16 protein-coding genes, 1 pseudogene and 2 riboswitches are annotated in these 21,921 nt (G+C 68.9%); of the genes and pseudogenes, 4 read left to right on the top strand and 13 right to left on the bottom strand.

Features of this window, described 5'->3' with window-relative positions; translation table 11 throughout:
• Positions 1–42 precede the first annotated feature (42 nt).
• The 3 genes from DQP58_RS11640 (at position 43) to gcvP (ending at position 4,599) form a co-directional block, all read left to right on the top strand.
• Positions 43–537: a bifunctional nuclease family protein gene (locus DQP58_RS11640; protein ID WP_007771374.1), complete on the top strand. Its 495-nt coding sequence runs from the start codon at positions 43–45 to the stop codon at positions 535–537.
• Positions 538–810: 273 nt separating this feature from the next.
• On the top strand, positions 811–1,434 hold the full coding sequence (locus tag DQP58_RS11635; RefSeq protein WP_112708540.1) for a MerR family transcriptional regulator: 624 nt from the start codon (positions 811–813) through the stop codon (positions 1,432–1,434).
• Between the two features lie 61 nt (positions 1,435–1,495).
• Positions 1,496–1,593: riboswitch (glycine riboswitch) on the top strand.
• Positions 1,594–1,716: riboswitch (glycine riboswitch) on the top strand.
• Positions 1,717–1,767: 51 nt separating this feature from the next.
• Positions 1,768–4,599 (top strand): aminomethyl-transferring glycine dehydrogenase, encoded by a 2,832-nt coding sequence (gene gcvP, locus DQP58_RS11630; protein ID WP_112708539.1) that lies wholly within the window; start codon positions 1,768–1,770, stop codon positions 4,597–4,599.
• Positions 4,600–4,614: 15 nt separating this feature from the next.
• On the opposite strand, the gene DQP58_RS11625 is transcribed toward gcvP, so the two are convergent.
• The 7 genes from DQP58_RS11625 to DQP58_RS11595 form a co-directional block, all read right to left on the bottom strand.
• Positions 4,615–5,259 carry a TetR/AcrR family transcriptional regulator gene (locus tag DQP58_RS11625; protein WP_112708538.1) on the bottom strand — a complete coding sequence of 215 codons (645 nt, stop codon included), beginning with the start codon at positions 5,257–5,259 and terminating at the stop codon, positions 4,615–4,617.
• Between the two features lie 81 nt (positions 5,260–5,340).
• Entirely contained in the window at positions 5,341–6,285 is a 945-nt protein-coding gene (locus tag DQP58_RS11620; RefSeq protein ID WP_240629758.1) for an oxygenase MpaB family protein, read from the bottom strand.
• A gap of 55 nt (positions 6,286–6,340) precedes the next feature.
• Entirely contained in the window at positions 6,341–7,231 is an 891-nt protein-coding gene (locus DQP58_RS11615) for an oxygenase MpaB family protein (protein ID WP_112708536.1), read from the bottom strand.
• A 445-nt stretch (positions 7,232–7,676) separates the two neighbouring features.
• Entirely contained in the window at positions 7,677–9,764 is a 2,088-nt protein-coding gene (locus DQP58_RS11610; protein WP_112708535.1) for a substrate-binding domain-containing protein, read from the bottom strand.
• 101 nt (positions 9,765–9,865) lie between these two features.
• Positions 9,866–12,070 (bottom strand): malate synthase G, encoded by a 2,205-nt coding sequence (locus DQP58_RS11605; protein WP_112708534.1) that lies wholly within the window; start codon positions 12,068–12,070, stop codon positions 9,866–9,868.
• A gap of 301 nt (positions 12,071–12,371) precedes the next feature.
• Positions 12,372–13,412 carry a hemolysin family protein gene (locus DQP58_RS11600; RefSeq protein ID WP_066872762.1) on the bottom strand — a complete coding sequence of 347 codons (1,041 nt, stop codon included), beginning with the start codon at positions 13,410–13,412 and terminating at the stop codon, positions 12,372–12,374.
• Complete coding sequence (locus DQP58_RS11595; protein ID WP_112708533.1) at positions 13,409–14,779, bottom strand: hemolysin family protein; 1,371 nt, start codon at positions 14,777–14,779, stop codon at positions 13,409–13,411. Before DQP58_RS11595 ends, DQP58_RS11600 begins: the two co-directional genes overlap by 4 nt.
• A gap of 305 nt (positions 14,780–15,084) precedes the next feature.
• Between DQP58_RS11595 and DQP58_RS11590 the strand changes: the two genes are divergently transcribed.
• Positions 15,085–15,702 (top strand): GNAT family N-acetyltransferase, encoded by a 618-nt coding sequence (locus DQP58_RS11590; RefSeq protein WP_112708532.1) that lies wholly within the window; start codon positions 15,085–15,087, stop codon positions 15,700–15,702.
• Here the strand turns inward: DQP58_RS11590 and mbtN are convergent.
• The 6 genes and pseudogenes from mbtN to DQP58_RS11560 all read right to left on the bottom strand — a co-directional run.
• Positions 15,669–16,853, bottom strand: coding sequence for a mycobactin biosynthesis acyl-ACP dehydrogenase MbtN (mbtN, locus tag DQP58_RS11585; RefSeq protein ID WP_430915904.1), 1,185 nt, complete (start codon positions 16,851–16,853; stop codon positions 15,669–15,671). The genes DQP58_RS11590 and mbtN overlap by 34 nt on opposite strands.
• Positions 16,854–18,410, bottom strand: coding sequence for a long-chain-fatty acid--ACP ligase MbtM (gene mbtM / locus DQP58_RS11580; RefSeq protein WP_112708530.1), 1,557 nt, complete (start codon positions 18,408–18,410; stop codon positions 16,854–16,856).
• On the bottom strand, positions 18,403–18,678 hold the full coding sequence (locus DQP58_RS11575) for an acyl carrier protein (RefSeq protein WP_112708529.1): 276 nt from the start codon (positions 18,676–18,678) through the stop codon (positions 18,403–18,405). The genes mbtM and DQP58_RS11575 overlap by 8 nt, the downstream gene beginning before the upstream one ends.
• A 50-nt stretch (positions 18,679–18,728) precedes the next feature.
• Positions 18,729–20,165, bottom strand: a complete 1,437-nt coding sequence (locus tag DQP58_RS11570; protein ID WP_112708528.1) for a GuaB1 family IMP dehydrogenase-related protein — start codon at positions 20,163–20,165, stop codon at positions 18,729–18,731.
• Between the two features lie 47 nt (positions 20,166–20,212).
• On the bottom strand, positions 20,213–21,682 hold the full coding sequence (gndA, locus tag DQP58_RS11565; protein WP_112708527.1) for an NADP-dependent phosphogluconate dehydrogenase: 1,470 nt from the start codon (positions 21,680–21,682) through the stop codon (positions 20,213–20,215).
• 99 nt (positions 21,683–21,781) lie between these two features.
• Positions 21,782–21,921 (bottom strand): annotated as a pseudogene (locus tag DQP58_RS11560) (M56 family metallopeptidase); the annotation flags it as partial.

Below are 21,921 nucleotides of genomic sequence, written 5' to 3'. Positions count from 1 at the left end.
TAACCAATCTAACCGGCGCCACAATGCGGAGGGCAGACACAAATGGGTGAAGTTCGTGTTGTCGGCATTCGCGTAGAGCAGCCGCAGAACCAGCCGGTGTTGTTACTGCGCGAAACCAACGGTGACCGTTACCTTCCGATCTGGATCGGTCAGTCGGAGGCCGCCGCCATCGCCCTCGAGCAGCAAGGCGTCGAGCCCCCGCGCCCGTTGACGCACGATTTGATCAGGGATGTCATTGCCGCCCTTGGGCATTCGCTCAAAGAGGTGCGGATCGTCGATCTGCAGGAGGGCACTTTCTACGCCGACCTGGTGTTCGACCGCAACATCACCGTGTCGGCCCGCCCCTCGGACTCGGTGGCGATCGCGCTGCGCGTCGGCGTGCCCATCTACGTCGAGGAAGGCGTGCTTGCCCAGGCCGGCCTGCTGATTCCGGACGAGAGCGACGAGGAAGGCGGCACCGCCGTTCGGGAGGACGAGGTGGAGAAGTTCAAGGAATTTCTCGACAGCGTCTCGCCCGACGATTTCAAGGCCACCTAAACGTGTTACCAGCGCTTTGGGATCGGGGAGCCGGCTGGTTTAACCTGGATGGCGACATCACGGATGCGTCTCAAACAGCACCGTGATCTCGACACGCTGGCGGATAGCTCGCCGAGTTGGCCCCGCGGCGGCCATACTTTGATCGCGACTACAGGCGCGGTGGCTATCTACAGGGCGTAAGCTCTACTAGCACTCGGGCTTGAGCAACCGTGGCTGCGATGCAGCCTTCAGACGCAGCCAACGACGAGAGCGCGATCGCGGAGAGGAACCACCGTGAGCGAGCAGCCACGCCAAGAGCAGCTCAACCTAGCGGACAGCCCGGCGCCCAGTGACCGCAGCGTCACCGTAGCCAGCGCACCCGTACAGCCCGGCCTGTTCCCGGACGACTCCGTGCCCGACGAGCTGGTCGGATACCGCGGTCCGAGCGCCTGCCAGATCGCCGGCATCACCTACCGCCAGCTGGACTACTGGGCCCGCACCTCACTGGTGGTCCCGTCGATCCGCAGCGCGGCGGGCTCGGGCAGCCAGCGCCTCTACTCGTTCAAGGACATCCTGGTCCTCAAGATCGTCAAGCGGTTGCTGGACACCGGGATCTCGTTGCACAACATCCGCGTCGCCGTCGATCACCTGCGCCAGCGCGGCGTCCAGGACCTGGCCAACATCACCCTGTTCTCCGATGGCACCACCGTTTACGAGTGCACCTCGGCCGAAGAGGTCGTCGACCTGCTGCAGGGCGGGCAGGGCGTCTTCGGCATCGCCGTGTCCGGCGCCATGCGCGAGCTGACCGGCGTCATCGCGGACTTCCCCGGCGAGCGGGCCGACGGCGGCGAATCGATCGCCGAGCCCGAGGACGAGCTGGCGTCCCGGCGCAAGCACCGCGACCGCAAGATCGGTTGACGGCGCACCGCGCCACGCGCGACGCCGCGCTTCGCGCGGCCGAGTAAACTGGGCGGCGCATCGCATTCGTGCGGGAGAGTTTCGTGGCTGCCAGTCACGGACGCCGAAGGAGCAACACCTCTCCGTCAACCTCTCAGGCACCCGGACCGCGCGACATCATGATGCCTCTGGAAAGCGGCGTGGACCGGTGGGTCCGCACCCGCCGATGGGGAAAGGCGCTCAGCAGCACCGGGCGCCGAATCTCTCAGGCGCCCGGCGATGGGTGAAGACAGAGGGAGAGGGCCGTTAGTCCTCTGCCCCGATCCGTCTTCGCCCGCCCACACAGGAGTTCCAGTGTCCGATCAAGTCACCTTCGCAGCTCGGCACATCGGCCCGGACAGCCAGGCCGTCGCGGCCATGCTCGCCGTCATCGGTGTCGACTCGCTGGACGAACTGGCCGCCAAGGCGGTTCCGGCCGGCATCCTGGACCCGCGCGGCGACGGCGGCGTCGCACCCGGTCTGGACCAACTGCCGCCGGCGGCCACCGAGACCGAGGCGCTGACCGAGTTGCGGTCGCTGGCCGAGGCCAACACGGTCGCCGTGTCCATGATCGGACAGGGCTACTACGACACGCTCACGCCGCCGGTATTGCTGCGCAACATCCTGGAAAACCCGGCCTGGTACACCGCCTACACGCCATATCAGCCGGAGATCAGCCAGGGCCGCCTCGAGGCGCTGCTGAATTTTCAGACGATGGTCGCCGACCTCACCGGCCTCGAGGTCGCCAACGCCTCGATGCTGGACGAGGGCACCGCGGCGGCGGAGGCGATGACACTGATGCATCGGGCGGCTCGCGGCAAGGCGAACCGCCTGGCCGTGGACGCCGACGTGTTCGGCCAGACCGCGGCCATCGTGGCCACCCGCGCCAAGCCGCTGGGCATCGAGGTCGTGACCGCCGACCTGCGTGACGGCCTGCCCGACGGCGACTTCTTCGGCGTCATCGCCCAGCTGCCGGGGGCCGACGGCCGCGTCACCGACTGGTCGGCCCTCGTCGAGCAGGCCCACGAGCGCGGCGCTTTGATCGCCATCGGCGCCGACCTGCTCGCCTGCACGCTGGTCACCCCGCCCGGTGAGATCGGCGCCGACGTCGCCTTCGGCAGCACCCAAAGATTCGGCGTGCCAATGGGATTCGGGGGACCACACGCCGGCTACCTGGCGGTGCACGCCAACCACGCGCGTCAGCTGCCGGGCCGGCTGGTCGGGGTGTCGCTGGATGCCGACGGTTCGCCCGCCTACCGGCTGGCGCTGCAGACGCGCGAACAGCACATCCGCCGCGACAAGGCGACCAGCAATATCTGTACGGCGCAGGTGCTGCTGGCGGTGATGGCCGCGATGTACGCCAGCTACCACGGCGCCGAGGGGCTGACGGCGATCGCGCGCCGCGTCCACGGCCACGCGGGGGCGATCGCCGCCGCCCTCGGCGATGCGCTGGTGCACGACAAGTACTTCGACACCGTGCTGGCCAGGGTGCCCGGGCGCGCCGCCGAGGTGATCGCCGCGGCCAAGGCCAAGGGCATCAACCTGTGGCGGGTCGACGACGACCACGTGTCGGTGGCCTGCGACGAGGCCACCACCGACGAGCACGTCGCCGCCGTGCTCGAGGCCTTCGGGGTGGAACCCGCCGGGCAGGCGGGAGCCGAGGCCGGCATCATCACCCGCACATCGGAGTTCCTCACCCACCCCGCCTTCACCGAGTACCGCACCGAGACGGCGATGATGCGCTACCTGCGCGCGCTGGCCGACAAGGATATCGCGTTGGACCGCAGCATGATTCCGCTCGGGTCGTGCACCATGAAGCTGAACGCCGCCGCGGAGATGGAGCCCATCACCTGGCCGGAATTCGCCCGCCAGCATCCCTTCGCGCCGGCATCCGACACCCCCGGGCTGCGCCGCCTGATCGCCGACCTGGAGAGCTGGCTGGTGCAGATCACCGGCTACGATGCCGTCTCGCTGCAGCCCAACGCCGGGTCGCAGGGCGAGTACGCCGGCCTGCTGGCCATTCACGATTACCACGCCAGCCGCGGGGAACCGCATCGCGACATCTGCCTCATCCCGTCCAGCGCGCACGGCACCAACGCGGCCTCGGCGGCCCTGGCCGGGATGCGGGTTGTGGTGGTGGCCTGCCACACCAACGGCGACGTGGATCTCGACGACCTGCGCGCCAAGGTCGGCGAGCACCGCGACCGGCTGTCCACGCTGATGATCACCTATCCGTCCACGCACGGCGTGTACGAGCACGACATCGCCGAGATCTGCGCCGCGGTGCACGACGCCGGCGGCCAGGTGTACGTCGACGGCGCCAATCTCAACGCGCTGGTCGGGTTAGCCCGGCCGGGCAAGTTCGGCGGCGACGTCAGCCACCTGAACCTGCACAAGACGTTCTGCATCCCGCACGGCGGCGGGGGACCCGGCGTGGGGCCGGTGGCGGTGCGCGCGCACCTGGCGCCGTTCCTGCCCGGCCATCCGTACGCCCCCGAACTACCCCAGGGCCACCCGGTGTCCGCGGCGCCCTACGGGTCGGCCTCGATCCTGCCGATCAGCTGGGCCTACATCAGGATGATGGGCGCCGAGGGGCTGCGCGCCGCCTCGCTGACCGCGATCACCTCGGCCAACTACATCGCCCGGCGACTCGACGAGTACTTCCCGGTGCTCTACACCGGCGAGAACGGCATGGTCGCTCACGAGTGCATCCTGGACCTGCGGGGCATCACCAAGTCCACCGGAGTCACCGTCGACGACGTGGCAAAGCGCTTGGCGGACTACGGGTTTCACGCACCGACCATGAGCTTCCCGGTGGCCGGCACGCTGATGGTGGAGCCCACCGAGAGCGAGAGCCTGACCGAGGTCGACGCGTTCTGTGACGCGATGATCGCCATCCGCGCCGAGATCGACCGGGTGGGCGCGGGGGAGTGGCCTGTTGAGGACAACCCGCTGCGCGGTGCACCCCACACGGCCGAGTGCCTGGTGGTCAGTGAGTGGGACCACCCGTACACCCGGGAGCAGGCCGCCTACCCGCTGGGCAAGGAGTTCCGGCCCAAGGTGTGGCCGCCGGTGCGTCGCATCGACGGCGCCTACGGCGACCGCAATCTGGTCTGCTCGTGCCCGCCGGTGGAGGCGTTCGCCTGACGGTCCGGCCGGCCCTCAGCCGGGTGTCGTCGCCGGCGCCTGCACCACCAACGGCACCAGATACCGGCGGGCGAAATCGCGGGCCTGGCTCAGGTTGTAGATCGGGATGGTCGATTGCGGCGTCTTGATCAGCGAGATGATCAGCCGCCCGATCATCTCGCCGACGATCTCGGTGTCGAGATCGGCCGCCAGCTCGCCGCGCTCCTGCCAGCGGCGAAGCCACGCGGCGATGTAGCCGCGGGTCATGGCGATCAGGTTCTCATCGGTCAGGTAGGCGGTCAGCTCCCCGGCGGCGGGTGATTCGCGGATGCTTCGGGTCAGCAGCTTGGGCGCCGAGGCTTCGTGAACGAAGGCGGCGAAGACTTCGGCGATCCCTTCTTGCGGTGTCGACGCCCGGCCGGCGACCTCGGAGACCAGCGTGCTGAGCCGTAGCGACTCGTCCATGATGGTCAGCCGCACCAGGTTTCGCTTGTGCCGGAACCGGCGGTAGACCGTGGCGACGCCGACACCGGCGGTGTTGGCGATGTCCTGCATGGTGGTGTTGGAAAATCCGCGCTCGGTAAAACAGGTGCGCGCCGCGGTGACGATGGTGCGCGCGGTCGGATCGAGGGTGGCCAGGCCGTCGGACACCAAGCCGAGCAGCATCGCGGGGTCTACCATCTGGCCTCCAGCCGATCGGGGTGTCACGACGATTGTGCGCTATGGGACGCCCGCGTCGGCGTCGCCGGGCGCTTCGGCGACCTAGGGTGCCGAATCAGGCCGGTCGGGCGCGGCGAAGGAATCCAGCAGCACCGAGCGATAGCGGTCGCGGAGCCGCTCGTACTGGTAGCGGTTGTAGGCCAACGGCTCCAGGGCGAGCCGGCGCGGCAACCATCGCCAGCCCAGCTGCAACGCGGCAACATAGACGGCGAACTCGAATTGCTCGCGCGCACTCCGCCGCACGCCCAGCAGTTCGCGCATGGTCGGATGGGCGACCGCGGCGGAACACACGACCATCGGCCGCGACGCCAGCGCCGTCATCACCGGCCAGACCAGTCGCAGCACTGGCCGAACTTGTTTGGGTACCAACAACTTCGGGATGGGCGGCGCGACGAAACTGCGCTTGGCGAATTGCAGGAATTCGTTGTCCGCCAGGTCTTTCGAGGCGACGGAGTCGTAGTACTCGAGCATGTCGTGCAGCGTCGCCGGCAGCTTCGCCTGCTTGCTGGGCAATTCCAGGAACTGCACCTCGCCCCGCAGCGTCTGGTAGACGACCTCCTTCTCGGCCGCGGTGAGCCGGCGACCGCACACCCGCAGATAGGCCTGATACAGCAGGTTGAGGCCGCTCACCGCCACCCAGATCCATACGTCGGGATTCAGTGCGCTGTAGCGGGTGTCGCTGAACGAGTCCTTGCCGGCGCCCCGCACGTCTCGATGCAATCGCTTCAGGTCGGCCCGCGACGTCCGCGCGTCCGCACTATCGCCGAAGGTCGCCAGGGCGGTGAACGCGAAACTGCGGATGCCGCGGTCGGTGAAGTTGTCCGCGAACCGGCCGCTGCGGTCCACCGCCGCCGCGATTTCGCGGTGCGCCACCTGGTCGAGGGCCAGGCGGCCGAACGCCGCCGCCAACGGCGAGCCCGCGAACCACCGCACGTCGTCCGCCAATTCCCGTTGCGTCGCATCCGGTTTCGACGCCGCGCCGGGCATGCTGTCATGGAAACTCGCCGTCGTCGTCATGCCGGTCCTCCTTAGCCGGGTCGGGTCACACCACCGTCGCGCCGATCCGGTGACGCAATCGCATGTCCCACACCACCGCATGTACGCCGAGGCGCACCAGGAACCGCGGGGTGAACAGGTCCAGTAGCCCGAAGATGCGCTGCCAGCGGTCGAATCGGCGTTGCTGCGCGTCCGACCAGGCGAACCCGAGCTTGTCGCGCAGCTGCGGGGGCAGGTAGCCAAGGGTCATGAAGAGGTTCCATCCGCCGAACAGCGCCGGGATGGGTGTGGGCAGGAAATCGAGGCGCGCGATGCCGGTCAGATAGCTGCGCATCCGGTCGTCGAAGTCGAGCCGATCGAGTTGGTCATGCCAATAGCGGGCGGCCGCGTCCAGGTCGGCGGGCCACATGTCGCGCGGCACCTGCAGCGTGGTGGCGAACACCGATGCGGCCCGGTGCACCGCCTCGGGGTCTCGCCGCGAGCGGCCGCCCCGCAGCTTGCGGGTGTCCTCAAAGACCGCGGCCATGCAGGACGCCACCCAGAGCTGCAGCGCGGGGTCAAAGGCGTTGTAGCGCACCGGGCTTTGCGGCCCGGAGCGCACCTGGATGTGCGCGGCGTTGACCGCGTCCCGATAAACCTTGCGGTCGTTGGCATTTCCGGCGATCGCCACCGCAATGTAGGTGAAGGTGGTTCGGGCCCTTTTGAAGGGATGCTTGTACAGGTTGCCGCTGTCGACCTTGCTCTCCATCACCCCATAGGCCACACCCGGATTCGCCAGTTGCATCACGACGTTCGCCGCACCGTAGGCCGGGGACAGCCAGGGCGACATTTCCTCGGCCAGAAACGCGGTGTCGAGGGAATCGGTGTCCGCCCGCCGGGCACCCCGATCCGGCGGCACCGCCGCGTCCTCCGGGCCGGTGGGCAGGGGATGGGCCATGCTGTGCCTTCCTGACTTAACTGATAGCTCAGACGGATTCGAACGCCGGCTCGCCGCGGTGCGCCGCGGGGTAGCGGACCCTGGCGGGCAGCGCGCGGTCCAATGCCCGCACCGCGACCAGTGTCCGCGAGATGCGCCGGCGTCAGCGCCGGGCCGGCTGGTGCGGCGGCCATCTTCGACTAGTCTCCCTCAGCCCACGCCTGATAGAAATCAAGGCGGATTCTATCGTGGAGTCTGGCACAGACCGCCGTCGTTGGACAGGGGCGGCGACGGATTCATTCGGTATCGGCGCGAACGCGGGCTCTGATAACGCAGCGACCGCGATCTTCGTTTTCGCATCCGCCGGCGACAGGCGGCATCCAGCCCTATCAGGCGATAGGTTGCCGCGCCGGCTCTCCCTCGCCGCATCGGCTACGCGCTGGGTGGGCCGGGCCGGTCAGCGCCGTCAGCTCAGAAAGTTGTTGACCGCCGACGCGAGGTCGGGGGTCGCCGACGTCGCGAGGTTCTGGTAGCTGCCGCCGCTGAGTTGGGCGACCGCTTCCCAGGTCGCGCGGTCCGGGTCGGCCCCGAAATCGATGACGTTCACCGCGATGGGCTTGGCCGGATCGGCACTCTTGCGGATGAAGTCCTGTAGCCCCGGCCCGTCCAGCGTCTGGTCGGTGTGTGGCCCCGCGGTGATCAATAGAATCGAATTATTCTGGCCCGCATGATAATTGGCCTGCATGTCCTGGTAGAGCATCCGCAGGGTGGTGAATGAGACCGCGCCACCGCCCGACGAGTACTGCTTGTCCAGCGCGGCGGCCAGCGCGGCCGAACGCGGCTGGCCGCTGGAGGGATTGACGGGGTCGGACAACGGGCCGCTGGCCACCTCCGAACGGCCCTCGTGGCCGTCGAACGTCCACAGGCCCACCACCGCGGACGCGGGCAGCGCCTTGATCCTGTCCTGCAGCGCCCCGACCACGTTGGCCAGCCGGGTTTTTCCGCCTTCCTGACCGGGCATCGACTGGTCGAGCATGATGGTCGTGGCCTGTCCGCTCGACGGGCTGGCCATCGCCTCGGCGAGGGTGGCGCGCATCGCGTCGTCGCCAACTGACAGCGCCGCGGGCAGCGACGGGAAATTGGTGACCGGGCTGCTCGGCGGTTTCACCCCGTTGACGCGGAAGCCGGCCTTGGCCAACTTGGCCTGCTGGTCGGACTTGTGCATGAATCGCGAGAACTCGCTGGCCGCCGAGGCCTGTTCGCGGGTGAGCCATGAGCCGCTGAGCAGAACGGTGGGGTAGTCGGCAACCGCCGCGGACCCGGGCGGCAGCCAGAAGGCCAACGCGCCCTTGGCGTCTGGCAACGATTGCCCGCGCTGGAACAGTTGCTGTTCGGTGGTGACCACCGCGTGCACCGGCGCGGTCGCGGCGTCACCGGGCTTCAGCAGGGTATTCATCGCCTCGGTCAGCGAGTTGTCGGCCAGCTTGGGTTGCGCGCTCAACAGGCTGCGCACCGCGCCGGTGCCCTGCGTCACCGGTGCGCCGGGCGGCACCGACGCGGCCGCCACCGCCTCGCCGGCCAGAAACGAGGCGTCCGCATTGCCGTTCATCGGTAGCGCCAGGCGCAGCGAGCCCCATCCCGGTAGATTCAACCCCGCCAACGCATTCGGATTGGTTTGCAGCCCGGGCAGCGCCGCCCAGTTCTGGTTCGCCAGGGCCGGCGCGAGTTGGGGACGGATGGCCAGCACCACCGGCGAGGTGGCCAGCGAATGGCTCTCGGTGACGGTCTTTTGCGCCGTGGCGCCGGCGAGACGCGCGGCGGAGAGCGAACTGCCCGGAATCCACAGCGCCGGCTGGCCGCCCAGTTCCGCGGGCCACTTGCCGATGAAACCGTTCAGCACGGCGTCGGAGTTGGCCGGCTTGACGCTCACCACCATGCAGCGGTCACCGATCGGCCCGGCGGACTTGTTGTAGCTCTCCGCGAATTGCCCGATGGCATCGGCGATGGACGGATCGGCCACGACGGGCACCGTCTCCTGGCCCCCGACGCAGCCGCCGGCCGCCTTGTGTGAACGCTTTGACAACGCGTCACCGAAGAAGCTCCACAGGATGACCGATCCCACCACCACCACGACCGCGATAAGCGCCACGATCACGCCGATGCTGACGCCGCGACGGCCAGCCTCGCTGCGGTGACCGCCCCGCCAATCGCCGAGCCCGCGATGCCCGCCCCGGAAGAGCGACGGCGATGCGGCCGCCGGCTCAGGCTTCGACGGGGCCGCCTGCCGTGACGGGAATTCCGGGTAGTCGTCGGCGGCGCCGGCTACGAAGGCATCATCGGCCGGATAGGCGTCGTCGGGATGGTCACCCTCGTCGGCATAGTCACCCTCGTCGGCGTAGTCATCGTCGTCCGAGTACAGGTCGGCTCCCGAATCCGCGCCGGCATCCCGGCGGTGATCTCCTGCCTCTAGCCCTCGAGACGGCTCGTCGACGGCGTCGTCGCGAGATGGCTCGTCGAGGGAGTCGTCAGGGTCGGGCGCACTGTGCCTACCCATAGCAGTGCCCTCGGCCTTTCCGTCGATCCATCGTTAACTCGGCGCCGATCTTAGTCATCGGCGGCGCTATGCCACGTTTCGAACCGGAACTGAGCGGGGGCTCAATTCTGCGGGCCGGCTGCCTTGGCTTCCCGCCGACGGCGATGCAGGATCGGCTCGGTGTAGCCGTTGGGCTGCTGCGTTCCGGTCAGGATCAGGTCCTGGGCGGCGAGGAAGGCCAGGCTGTCGTCGAAGTTGGGCGCCATCGGCTTGTAGGCCGCGTCCTTGGCGTTCTGCTCGTCGACCAGCGGGGCCATCCGCTCCAGGCTGGCCCGCACGTCCTCCTCGGTGATCACGCCGTGGCGCAGCCAGTTGGCCAGCAGCTGGCTCGAAATCCGCAGCGTGGCACGGTCTTCCATGAGCGCCACGTCGTGGATGTCGGGCACCTTGGAGCAGCCGACGCCCTGAGCCACCCAGCGCACCACGTAGCCCAGGATGGACTGGCAGTTGTTGTCGACCTCTTCGCGGATCTCCTCGGAGGCCCAGGCCAGTTCCTTGGCCAGCGGGATGGTCAGCAACTCCTCGATCTTGGTGCGCTTCTTGCCGGCGAGTTCCTCCTGCACGGCGCCGACGTCGACGTAGTGGTAGTGCATCGCGTGCAGGGTGGCCGCCGTCGGCGAGGGCACCCAGGCGGTGGTCGCGCCCGCTTTGGGCTGGCCGATCTTCTGTTCGACCATGTCGGCCATCAGTTCGGTCATCGCCCACATGCCCTTACCGATCTGAGCCTTACCCTTGAAGCCGGCCGCCAGCCCGATGTCGACGTTGGCGTCCTCGTAGGCCTTGATCCACGCGGTGCTCTTCATCGCGCCCTTGCGGATCATCGGGCCGGCCTCCATGGAGGTGTGGATCTCGTCGCCGGTGCGGTCCAGGAAGCCCGTGTTGATGAACACGACCCGGTCGGCCGCGGCCTTGATGCAGGCCTTGAGGTTGACGGTGGTGCGCCGTTCCTCGTCCATGATGCCGACCTTCAGGGTGCCCTGGGGCAGGCCGAGGACGTCTTCGACGCGGCTGAACAGCTCGCAGGTGAACGCGACCTCGTCGGGTCCGTGCATCTTGGGCTTGACGATGTAGATGGACCCGGTGCGGCTGTTTTGTAGCGGACCGTTCACCCCGTCGTTGTCCGAGCCGGTCTTGAGCCCGTGGATCGCGGTCAGCCCGGTGAACAGCGCATCCATGATGCCCTCGAACACCTCGTTGCCCTCACCGTCGACGATCGCGTCGTTGGTCATCAGGTGACCCACGTTGCGCACGAACAGCAGGCTGCGGCCGGGCAGGGTCAGCTCGCCCTCGCCGTCGGGTGTCTTGTAGGTGCGGTCCTCGTTGAGCACCCGGGTGAAGGTCTTGCCGTCCTTGTCGACCTCTTCGGACAGATCGCCCCTGTTCAGCCCGAGCCAGTTGCGGTAGCCGAGCACCTTGTCGTCGGCGTCGACGGCGGCCACCGAGTCCTCGAAGTCCATGATCGTGGTGATGGCCGATTCCAGGACCACGTCCTTGATGCCGGCCGAGTCGGTCTTGCCGATCGGCGATTCCGGATCGATCAGAATCTCGATGTGCAGGCCGTGATTGACCAGCAGGACCGACCAGCTGGGGGAGCCGAGGTCGCCGGTGTAGCCGGCGAACTTCTCCGGGCTGGCCAGGCCGACGGAGCCGTCGGCGGTCGCGATCTTGAGCTGGCCGTCCTCGACGGACAGGCCCGTCGCGTCGGCCCACGACCCGGATTCCAGCGGCACCGCTTCGTCGAGGAACTTGCGGGCGTAGGCGATCACCTTGTCGCCGCGGACCTTGTTGTAGCTCGACCCCTTTTCGGCGCCGTCGTCTTCCGGGATGACGTCGGTGCCGTACAGCGCGTCGTACAGCGAGCCCCACCGGGCGTTGGCGGCGTTCAGCGCGAAGCGTGCGTTCAGCACCGGCACCACCAGCTGCGGGCCGGCGGTCGTGGTGATCTCGTCGTCGACGCCGGAGGTCGTGATGGTGAAGTCCGCGGGTTCGGGCAGCAGATAACCGATTTCGATGAGGAACTGACGGTACTCGTCGATGTCGAGCGGCGCGATGACGCGGCTCCGGTGCCACTTGTCGATCTGGGCCTGCAACTCGTCGCGGCGCTTCAGCAGGTCCTGGTTCTTCGGGGTGAGGTCGGTCACGACCTTGTCGACACCCGCCCAAAAGCTGTCCGGATCGATGTCGGTGCCGGGCAGCGCCTCGTTGTTCACGAAGTCGTACAGCACTCGGGCGACGCGCAGGTTCCCCGCCGACACGCGATCAGTCATGATTCTCCTCCGTCGTGGGCCGCACTGGACCGTCCATGGGCCGTCCATGGGCCGGACAGGCCCAGATTGGCAATGTCATAAGCCTACCGAGCGCAGCGCGGTGAGCGTTATTCGCCCGACCCGGCAGGCGCAGGTCAGGCCACGCTGACAGCCCCAAGAACGACGCTGCGGCGAGCACCGGGATCCGTGTCCAGCAACGCATGTTCCGCGCGCCCGCGGTTGCCCGCCCTCCAGCACTTTCTTAACTGGTAGCCGTGAAGATCATACGGGCTGCGCGCAGTCGCTCCGGCCGGCCAGTGCGCTACGCCTCGCGCATGGTCCCGACCAGGTCTTCCACCAGGTCTTCCATCGCCACCATGGCGACCACGGCGCCGGTCTCGCCGGTGACCAACGCCAGATGGCTGTTGCTGCGGCGCATCCGGGACAGCGCGTCGGCCAGCGGCAGTGACCGGGACAGCCGCGGCAGCGGCCGCACCATCGCCAGATCGATCACCGTCCGCGGATCGTCGTCGAGCGTCAGCACGTCCTTGATGTGCAGATATCCAACGAACACGCCGCTGACGCTGGCCACCGGGAACCTGGAATAGCCGGTTTGGGCCAGCGCCTGCTCGACCGCCCCGACCGTCGGCCCCGAGCCCGCCGCGGCCACCGGAACCGCGTGCACCGCGGCGAGGGGGACCGCCACGTCACCGACCACGCGGTGGCGAATTTGCAGCGCCCGGGTCAGCCGGGTGCGTTCCTCGCGGTCCAGCAAGCCCTCGGACTCGGACTCGGCGATCATCTCGCTGAGCTCGACGGGTGAGACTGTGATCTCCAGCTCGTCCTTGGGTTCGACGCCGAACGCGCGCACCACCACGTTGGCGCACTTGTTGTAGAACACGATGAAGGGGCGGGCGGCCCGCACGTAGGCCAGGTACGGCGGGACGAGCAGCATCGCGGTGCGCTCCGGGCCGGCCAGTGCGATGTTCTTCGGCACCATTTCGCCCAGCAACACGTGCAGGGTCACCACGATCGCCAGCGCGATCGCGAACGACAGCGTGTGCAGCAGCGCCGGGTGAATTCCGGTGAGCCCCAGCGTCGTTCGCAGCAGATTGGACACCGCCGACTCCCCGATCCGCCCGAGCAGCAGCGACGCGGCCGTGACGCCCAACTGGGCCCCGGCCAGCATCGACGGCAGCTGCTCCCCGGCGCGGATCACCGTGACCGCGGCCGCTTTGCCCTGCTCGGCCAGCGCCTCGAGGCGGTCGCGGCGCGCCGAGATCAGCGAGAACTCCGCGCCGACGAAGAACGCGTTCACGCCGATCAGCAGGCAGGCCAGCAGCAGGCCCATGGTGTCGCTCATCGGCGCCCCCCGGCGGCGGGGATCTCGCCGTGATTGCTCAGTTCGATCAGCTCCAGCAGGTCGATCCGGCGGCCGTCCATCCGGATGACCGTCGCCTGCCAGCGGGTCACCGCGTCCAACAGGCCGTCGGCGTCCAGTGCGGGCAGCTTGACCGTGTCGCCGGCCACCGGGATGTGACCGATCTCGCGCAGCACCAGGCCGCCGATGGTCTCGTAGGGGCCCTCCGGCGCTCGGAAACCGATCGCGGTGGCCACCTCGTCGATGCGCAGCAGGCCCGAGACCCGCCAGCCACTGCCGGCGGGCACCACGTCCGGGGTGGCATCGTCGTGCTCGTCGCGGACGTCGCCGACGATCTCTTCGATCAGGTCCTCGACGGTCACCATGCCGGCGGTGCCGCCGTACTCGTCGACGACCAGCGCGGTCTGCAGGCTGTTGGCCCGGATCTCGGCCATCACCGCGTCGCCGTCCAGGGTGGACGGCACCTTCGGAACGGGTTGGGCCACCGTGATCAGCCGGGTGCGGCCCCGTTCGGTGCGCGGGATGGCGAACACCTGCTTGACGTGCACGATGCCGACCGTCTCGTCGAGGTCACCATCGACGATGGGGAAGCGGGAGAAGCCGGACTCGGCGGCCGCGGTCACCAGGTCGGCGACGGTGTCGTCGGTCTGCAGCGCCACGATCTTGGAGCGGGGCGTCATCAGCTCCTCGGCGCTGAGCGTGCCGAACTGCAGCGATCGGCGCACCAAGGCGGCCGTGGCGGCGTCCAGCGCGCCGCTGCGCGCCGACGAACGCACCAGCGACAGCAGCTCCTGCGGGGAGCGAGCCGACCGCAACTCCTCGGCGGGTTCGACGCCCAGCCGGCGCACGATCCAGTTGGCCGCGCCGTTGGTCAGGCGGATCGCCGGGGTCAGCAGCAGCGAGAACACCAACTGGGCGCTGACGACCGCGCGCGCCGTGGACAGCGGCCGGGCCACCGCGAGGTACTTGGGGACGAGCTCGCCGAACACCATCGACACCGAGGTCACGATCACCAGCACAACAAAAGCCATGATCGCGTCGCCGACCTTGTCGGGTATGCCGACGGCATCCAGCCACGGGTGCGGCAGGTCGTCCACCATCGGATCGGTCAGGTAACCGGCCGCCAGGGTGGTGACCGAGATGCCCAACTGGGCGCCGGACAGTTGGAACGACAGCCGGTGGTGGGCGCGGCGGATCCAACGGTCCCGCCGACCACCGCCGCGGGCGTTGGCCTCCACCGCGCTGCGGTCGAGGGTGGTCAGCGAGAACTCCGCGGCGACGAAGACGGCGTTGCCGAAGATGAGCACCGCGATCGCCACAACGCTGATCACGGTGACGGTGACGTTCATGACTTACGCCGCCCCGACGCGAGAACGCCGATCAGGAGAAAAGGCGCCGGGGGAGGCTCCGCATCGGGCGATTCGTCGGACCGCCCGTGCGCCCGCAAGCCGATGGCCTGCCCGGGTGCCTGCGGCACGTCGATCCTTTCGCTGCCAGATGGCGAGGCGGTCGCGGTTGCTTCCGTCTTTGCTGTCTTATGCTAGCCCGGGCCGCCGCCGCACGGCGCCGCCCAGCGCGGGCAGCCGACCGCATCGGCTCATCGGCCCGGCCCAACTATGGTTTGGCTAACCTTACCCGGTAGGCTCTGCGCACTATGTCCGACGCTCAGACGCCGTCCATTCACGTCCTGCCGCGCGAACGCTTCGACATCCCCGACGACGTGGCTCGTATCCCCCGCCCACCGGTTCCCACGCTGGAGCCGCCCTTCGCCATGCGCGTGGCGCACCTCGAGGACGCGGACATGGTGACCGAGTGGATGAATCGTCCGCATCTGGCGCAGGCCTGGGAATACGACTGGCCGGCGCCCCGGTGGCGCCAGCACCTGAGCGCCCAGCTGGACGGAACGTATTCCCTGCCGTTGCTCGGCAGCATCCGGGGCAGGGATTGCGCCTACCTCGAACTGTATTGGGGCGCAAAGGATCTTATCTCGCGCCACTACGACGCCGAGCCGTACGACCTGGGGCTACACGCCGCGATCGCGGACCTGAAGCTGGTGAACCGCGGCCTAGGCCCGATGCTGTTGCCCCGGATAGTGGCCAGCGTCTTCGCGCTGGAGCCTCGGTGCCGGCGGGTCATGTTCGACCCCGATCACCGCAACACCGCCGCGCGCCGGCTGTGCGAGTACGCGGGATGCAAGTTCCTCGGCGAGCACGACACGACCAACCGGCGCATGGCGCTCTACGCGCTGGAAGCCCCGATCACCGACTCGTAGCCGCGGTAATCGGGCGTCATCGCGGCGGCCACCAACTCCCACAACACCTCGTCGGTGCCGCCACCGACCCGGGCCAGCTTCATGTCGCGCCACCACGCCCCCAGCGGCGTCTCATCGACGAGATATCCCGAGCCGCCGAAGATGTGCATGCACTCCGACATCACTTCCTCACCGAGGCGGGCCGCGGTCACCTTGACGCCCGCGGCGGCGCGCAGGTCCAAACGGCCCTGCGCCGCAATGCCGTTCAGTCCGTGTCGCAACAGATCGACGCGCGCCTGCAGATCCGCCATCCGCAGTCGCAACGCCTGATGCTCGAACAGCGTGTGGCCGAACTGACGCCGAGTCATCATGCGGGCCAAAGTGATTCCGATCGCCCGTTGGCACGACGCGGCGATCTGCCCGGCGATCGACATTCGTTCGTGCGCCAGTCCCCAGCTGATGGCGGCCAGCCCGGTGCCGGCCCGCGCGACCAGGGCGTCGGCGGGCACCCAGGTGTCGATGTGCACGGCGGCGGTGTCCAGCGGCCCGGCGCCGAGCTTGTTGTAGGGCTGCTGCACGCTGACCTGCGCGGTGGGCACCGCGATCAGCGCGACGTTGCCGTGTTTGCTGGCCGAGTCGTGGTCGACGCTGCGGGCCACCACCATGATGTGGTCGGCGATGGGGGACAGCGACACGAACTTCTTGATGCCGCGAACGTCGAAACCGCCGTCCCGAGAGGATATTTCGGTGCGAACGATCTGCAGGTCCGACCCGCCCGACTCCTCGGAGGCCCCGATGCACAGCACGGCCTGGCCGTGGATCGCCCGCTCGCAGATGTCCTTGAGGTAGTCCGACTTGCCGAATCGGCGCAGCACACAGATGGCCGAGTCGTGCAGGCTGACGCCGACCCCGATGCCGGCCGACGACAGCCCGCCCAGCGCGAGCGCCAGTTCCACCAGCCGGGCCACGTCGGGCAGCGGTCCGGTGCCCCACTTCTGGCTGAACACCCCGCAGGTGCCCAGGTGCTCGATCAGATCACGCGGAAAGCGTTGCCGCGCTTCGGCTTCGGTCGTCCAGGCCAGCACCCGGTCGTCCAACGCGCCGGCGAGCAGGCGCCGGTAGTCGTCGAGGGTGGTGTCGGGTGCCTCGGTCGGCACGGATGTTGTCGTCACTTAGTCCACCGCCTCCAGAGCGCGCCGGACTTCCAGCCGGCGCAGTTTGCCCGACGACGTGCGGGGCAGCGACCCCGGTGCCATGAAGATCACGTCGGAGGGAACGACGCCGCACATGGACGCGACGCGCTGAATGATTTCGGCTCGGGCGCCCGCCTGATCCGCCCTGCGGAATTCGGCGGCGACGATCAGGCCCGGGCGAGCGGACCGCTCGCCGCTGCCCAGCGCCACCACGGCGCCCTCGCGGACCCCGCAGACCCCGGCGGCGACCGTCTCGACCTCGGTCGGGAAGATGTTGCGACCCGCGAGGGTGATGAGCTCCTTGGCCCGCCCGCACACCACCAGCCCGGCTTCGTCGAAGAAGCCGAGATCCCCGGTGGGAAGCCAGTCTTCGCGGTCCAGCGGCGGGTGGTCGCGGTAACCGTCCATCAGCGAGGCGCCCCGGATCTCGATCTCGCCGATGTCGCCGTCGGCGTCGTCGTGCGGCGTGATGCGGATCTCGGTGCCCGGAATCGGCTGGCCCAGCACCGCGTGGCGACGCGTTCCGGTCTCGCCTGCGATGCTGGCGACGCGCAGCCCGGTGCCCGGCGCGGGCACGGTGACGGCGCAGGTCGATTCGGCCAGCCCGTAGGACGGGGTGGCGGCACCGGCGTCGAATCCGAACGGGGCCATCGCGTCGGTGAACCGTTGGTATCCCTCGCAGTCGACCGGTTCGCCACCGTTGATGGCCACCCGCACCGCGCCCAGGTCGACGTCGGACACCCGGCGGGCGTACCTGCCCAGCAGGTTGTAGGCGAAGTTGGGCGCGGCGGTGATCGTCGTCCGGCTCTCCGAGAGCCAGCTCAGCCAGCGAAACGGCGAGGCGGTGAAAGCCGCCGTCGGCGCCAGCCATAGCGACATCCCGCCCAGCGCCGAGGCGAGCAGGAAGGACAGGCCCATGTCGTGATAGAGCGGCAGCCACGAGCAGCCGACATCGGCCGACGTCACGCAGAGGCGCCGATTGAGCCCCCGCAGGTTGGCCAGCACCGCGCCCGGCGACAGCATGGCCGTCTTGGGCGAGCCGGTGGATCCCGCCGTCCCCTGCAAGATCGCCGGATTACCCCCGGCGGCAACCGCGGCGCATGAGCGGCCCGTATGTGCCGCTGCGGCAAGGCTTTCGATGACCATGTCGCCCGGCGGATCCACCGCCTGCAAGCCGTCCAGCTGCGAGCCGTGGCTCAAGACGGTGCGCACGCCGATGCCGCTGAACCGGGCCAGCGTCGAGGCCGCCCATTGCCGGCCTTCGGCGCCGCGCACCGGACCGGGCAGGATCGACACGGCGGCGCCCGCGAGCCACGCGCCCTGGATGGCGGCGACGAACGCAAGGGTCGGCTCGCCGACCAGCCCCACCGCGGCCGGGCGCCCCCGATCGAGCAGCCATGCGGCGGTGCTTTCGGCCAGCCCGTGCACTTCCGGCCAGGGATGGTGGCCCCACGTCGACGTCTCGCGGTCGAAGACAACCAGTTCACTGGTGCCCGTGCGCATCGCGTCCGTCAGCGCCGCGGCCAGTTCACTCATCGCGGGGTTTGGCGGCGATCGCGGCCTGCAGGTCCGCGACCGTGTCGCAGCTCAGTAGTTCCTCTTCCGACAGCGAGACGCCCAGCCGCTCCTCGATCGCCACCATGCCCACGGCGAAGGCCACCGAATCCAGTCCGACGTCGTCGACCAGCCGGGCATCGGGCGTCACGCGGGCCGTGTCGACGTTCAGCTCGTCGCGCAGGATGCTGAGCAGCTCCGGGCTGACGTGGGCGGGGGAGGCCGAGGAGGTGGGGGAAGAGGAGGTCATGGCGCAGTAGGTTAGCAGCCACAGTTAGGCAAGGCTAGCCTTACCTTTAGTCACCACCCCTGCGGCAGCGGATGCCCCTCGGCGAAGCCCGCGGTCGACTGCACCCCGATCACCACCCGGTCGTAGAGCTGCGCCAAGTTCGCGGCACCGACATAGGTGCAGGTGCTGCGCACGCCGGAGGTGATGTGATCGAGCAGGTCCTCGACCCCGCCGCGGGCCGGATCCAGCCCCATCCGGGACGTCGAAATCCCCTCCTCGAACAGCGCCTTGCGGGCCCGGTCGAACGCCGTGTCCGCCCCGCTGCGCGCAACCACCGCACGCTTGGAGGCCATGCCGTAGCTCTCCTTGTACGGCTGGTCATCGCGGTCGCGCATCAGGTCACCGGGCGACTCGTAGGTGCCGGCGAACCACGATCCGATCATCACGTTGGACGCCCCGGCGGCCAGCGCCAGCGCCACGTCCCGCGGGTGCCGGATGCCGCCGTCGGCCCACACGTGCCCACCCAGTTCCCTTGCCGCCGAGGCGCATTCGACGACGGCGGAGAACTGGGGGCGGCCGACACCGGTCATCATCCGGGTGGTGCACATCGCCCCCGGCCCGACGCCGACCTTGACGATGGTCGCCCCGGCGTCCAGCAGGTCACGGGTGCCGTCGGCCGAGACGACGTTGCCGGCCACCAGCGGCACGCCCAGCTGCAGCGCCGCGACGGTCCGGATCGCCTCGATGGTCTTGACCTGGTGCCCGTGCGCCGTGTCGATGACCAGCACGTCGATCCCGGCCTCGACCAGCGACCGCGCCTTGGCTCCGACGTCGCCGTTGATGCCGACGGCCGCGCCCACCCGCAGCCGCCCGCGCGCGTCGACCGCCGGGGTGTACAGGCCCGCGCGGATGGCGCCGGTGCGGGTCAGCACGCCGGCCAGCGTGCCGTCGGCGTTCGTCACCACCGCGATGCCGAGGGGTGACTGCTCGAGCAGATCGAAGACCTTGCGCGGGTCCGTCCCCACCGGGGCGCTGACGAAATCGGTCATCGCGACGTCGCGCACCCGGGTGAAGCGGTCCACGCCCAGGCACGACGACTCGCTCACCAGGCCCAGCGGGCGGCCCTCGAAGGTCACCACCGCGACCCCGTGCGCCCGCTTGTGAATCAGGGCGGTCGCGTCGGACACCGAATCGTCGGGCCCGAGCACCACCGGGGTGTCGAGCACCAGGTCGCGGCTCTTGACGAACTCCACCGTCTGCTGCACCGCGGTGATCGGGAGGTCCTGCGGCAAGATGACGAGCCCGCCGCGCCGCGCCACCGTCTCGGCCATCCGCCGCCCCGCCACCGCGGTCATGTTGGCGACGACGACGGGGATCGTGGTGCCCGACCCGTCGTCGGTGGACAGGTCGACGTCGAAGCGGGACGCGACCTCCGAGCGGTTCGGCATCACGAACACGTCGTTGTAGGTCAGGTCGTATGCGGGCCTGTGCCCGGCGAGAAACCTCATCGCAGTCGCCCCACCCTCATGCCCCCTTCACGCCAGTGGTGTCCCCGCTACGCGGGCACTTCGGTGCGATCCCCGCTCCACAGCGTGTGGAAACGCTTGGCCGGGTCGTCGTCGATGCGGCCGTAGGTGTGCGCGCCGAAGAAGTCGCGCAGGCCCTGAGTGAGTGCGGCCGGCAACCGCTCGGTGCGCAGCGCGTCGTAGTAGGACAACGCCGAGGCGAACCCGGGGATCGGGATGCCGAGTTCGGTGGCCTTCACCACGACCCGGCGCCAGCTGTCGATCGATTCCTCGATGGCGCTGCGGAAGTAGGGCGCGACGATGAGCGTCGGCAGGTCGGGGTTTTCGTCGAACGCCTCTTTGATCCGGTTGAGGAACTTCGCCCGGATGATGCAGCCCCCGCGCCAGATGGTCGCCATGTCGCCGGGAGTGATGTCCCAGTCGTATTCGGCGCTGCCGGCCTGGATCTGGTTGAAGCCCTGGGCGTAGGCGATGATCTTCGACGCGTACAGTGCTTTGCTCACGTCGTCGATGAATTGCGCTGCGTCGCTTGGCTTCTCGCCCAGCTGCCCGGACGCAAGCCCGGTGGTGGCCTTGCGCTGCGCCACCGAGCCCGACAGCGCGCGGGCGAACACCGCCTCGGCGATGCCGGTGACCGGCACGCCGAGATCCAGGGCGGACTTCACGGTCCAGCGCCCGGTGCCCTTCTGTTCGGCCTCGTCGAGGATGAGGTCGACCAGCGGCTTGCCGGTCTTGGCGTCGGTCTGGCGCAGCACCTCGGCGGTGATCTCGATCAGAAAACTGTCCAGGTCGCCCTTGTTCCACTCGGCGAACACGTCGGCGATCTCGGGGGCGGTCTTGCCGAGCCCGTCGCGCAACAGCTGGTAGGCCTCGCCGATCAGCTGCATGTCGGAGTACTCGATGCCGTTGTGCACCATCTTGACGAAGTGTCCGGCGCCGTCGGGGCCGATGTGGGTGCAGCACGGCACGCCGTCGACGTGTGCGGAGATCTCCTCGAGCAGCGGGCCCAGCGACTCGTACGACTCGGCCGGACCGCCGGGCATGATCGACGGGCCGTTGAGCGCGCCCTCTTCGCCACCGGAGATGCCGGCGCCGACGAAGTGCAGCCCGCGCTCCCGGATGGCCTTCTCCCGGCGGATGGTATCGGTGTAGAGGGCGTTGCCGCCGTCGATGATGATGTCGCCTTCTTCCATGGCGTCGGCGAGTTCGTTGATGACAGCGTCGGTGGGCGCACCGGCCTTGACCATGATCAGCACCCGGCGCGGCTTTTCCAGCGCGTCCAGGAATTCGGCGATGGTCTCCGACCGCACGAACGTGCCCTCGTCGCCGTGCTCTTTGAGCAGCGCATCCGTCTTGGCGATCGACCGGTTGTGCAGCGCCACCGTATAGCCGTGCCGGGCGAAGTTGCGGGCGATGTTCGAACCCATCACGGCCAGGCCCGTGACGCCGATCTGCGCGGTGCCGGTCTTGGATCCGAAGTGGGCATCCGACGAACTCATGTTGTCGCCTCTCAAGTTGGAGAACTTTCCGAAAAGCTTTCGGTGACACTGTGGCACAGCGAACAGTCAGGCGCCCGGGGTGATCGGTTCTCCGCGGTGTCAGACGTTGAACAGGCGTTGCAGCTCGGTGAGCCACGGGACGGCCAGCGCGACCGTGGGCACCACGAATACGGCGGCCGCGGCCAGGTAGGCGGCCGCCGACAGCAGGGGACTGTTGCCGCGTCCGCCCAGGCGGCGCA

The sequence above is a fragment of the Mycobacterium colombiense genome, from assembly GCF_003284975.1.
Lineage (GTDB): Bacteria > Actinomycetota > Actinomycetes > Mycobacteriales > Mycobacteriaceae > Mycobacterium > Mycobacterium europaeum_A.
Note: the sequence above shows the minus strand (reverse complement) of the source record. Positions and strands in the feature narration are given on the sequence as shown.

Excerpts from the sequence above, each read along its gene's own strand:
- DQP58_RS11640 (WP_007771374.1), top strand. The coding sequence starts at position 43 with ATGGGTGAAGTTCGTGTTGTCGGCATTCGCGTAGAGCAGCCGCAGAAC.
- DQP58_RS11625 (WP_112708538.1), bottom strand. The coding sequence starts at position 5,259 with ATGGTAGACCCCGCGATGCTGCTCGGCTTGGTGTCCGACGGCCTGGCC.
- DQP58_RS11620 (WP_240629758.1), bottom strand. The coding sequence starts at position 6,285 with ATGCCCGGCGCGGCGTCGAAACCGGATGCGACGCAACGGGAATTGGCG.
- DQP58_RS11615 (WP_112708536.1), bottom strand. The coding sequence starts at position 7,231 with ATGGCCCATCCCCTGCCCACCGGCCCGGAGGACGCGGCGGTGCCGCCG.
- DQP58_RS11610 (WP_112708535.1), bottom strand. The coding sequence starts at position 9,764 with ATGGGTAGGCACAGTGCGCCCGACCCTGACGACTCCCTCGACGAGCCA.
- DQP58_RS11605 (WP_112708534.1), bottom strand. The coding sequence starts at position 12,070 with ATGACTGATCGCGTGTCGGCGGGGAACCTGCGCGTCGCCCGAGTGCTG.
- DQP58_RS11600 (WP_066872762.1), bottom strand. The coding sequence starts at position 13,412 with ATGAGCGACACCATGGGCCTGCTGCTGGCCTGCCTGCTGATCGGCGTG.
- DQP58_RS11595 (WP_112708533.1), bottom strand. The coding sequence starts at position 14,779 with ATGAACGTCACCGTCACCGTGATCAGCGTTGTGGCGATCGCGGTGCTC.
- DQP58_RS11590 (WP_112708532.1), top strand. The coding sequence starts at position 15,085 with ATGTCCGACGCTCAGACGCCGTCCATTCACGTCCTGCCGCGCGAACGC.
- mbtM (WP_112708530.1), bottom strand. The coding sequence starts at position 18,410 with ATGAGTGAACTGGCCGCGGCGCTGACGGACGCGATGCGCACGGGCACC.
- DQP58_RS11575 (WP_112708529.1), bottom strand. The coding sequence starts at position 18,678 with ATGACCTCCTCTTCCCCCACCTCCTCGGCCTCCCCCGCCCACGTCAGC.
- DQP58_RS11570 (WP_112708528.1), bottom strand. The coding sequence starts at position 20,165 with ATGAGGTTTCTCGCCGGGCACAGGCCCGCATACGACCTGACCTACAAC.
- gndA (WP_112708527.1), bottom strand. The coding sequence starts at position 21,682 with ATGAGTTCGTCGGATGCCCACTTCGGATCCAAGACCGGCACCGCGCAG.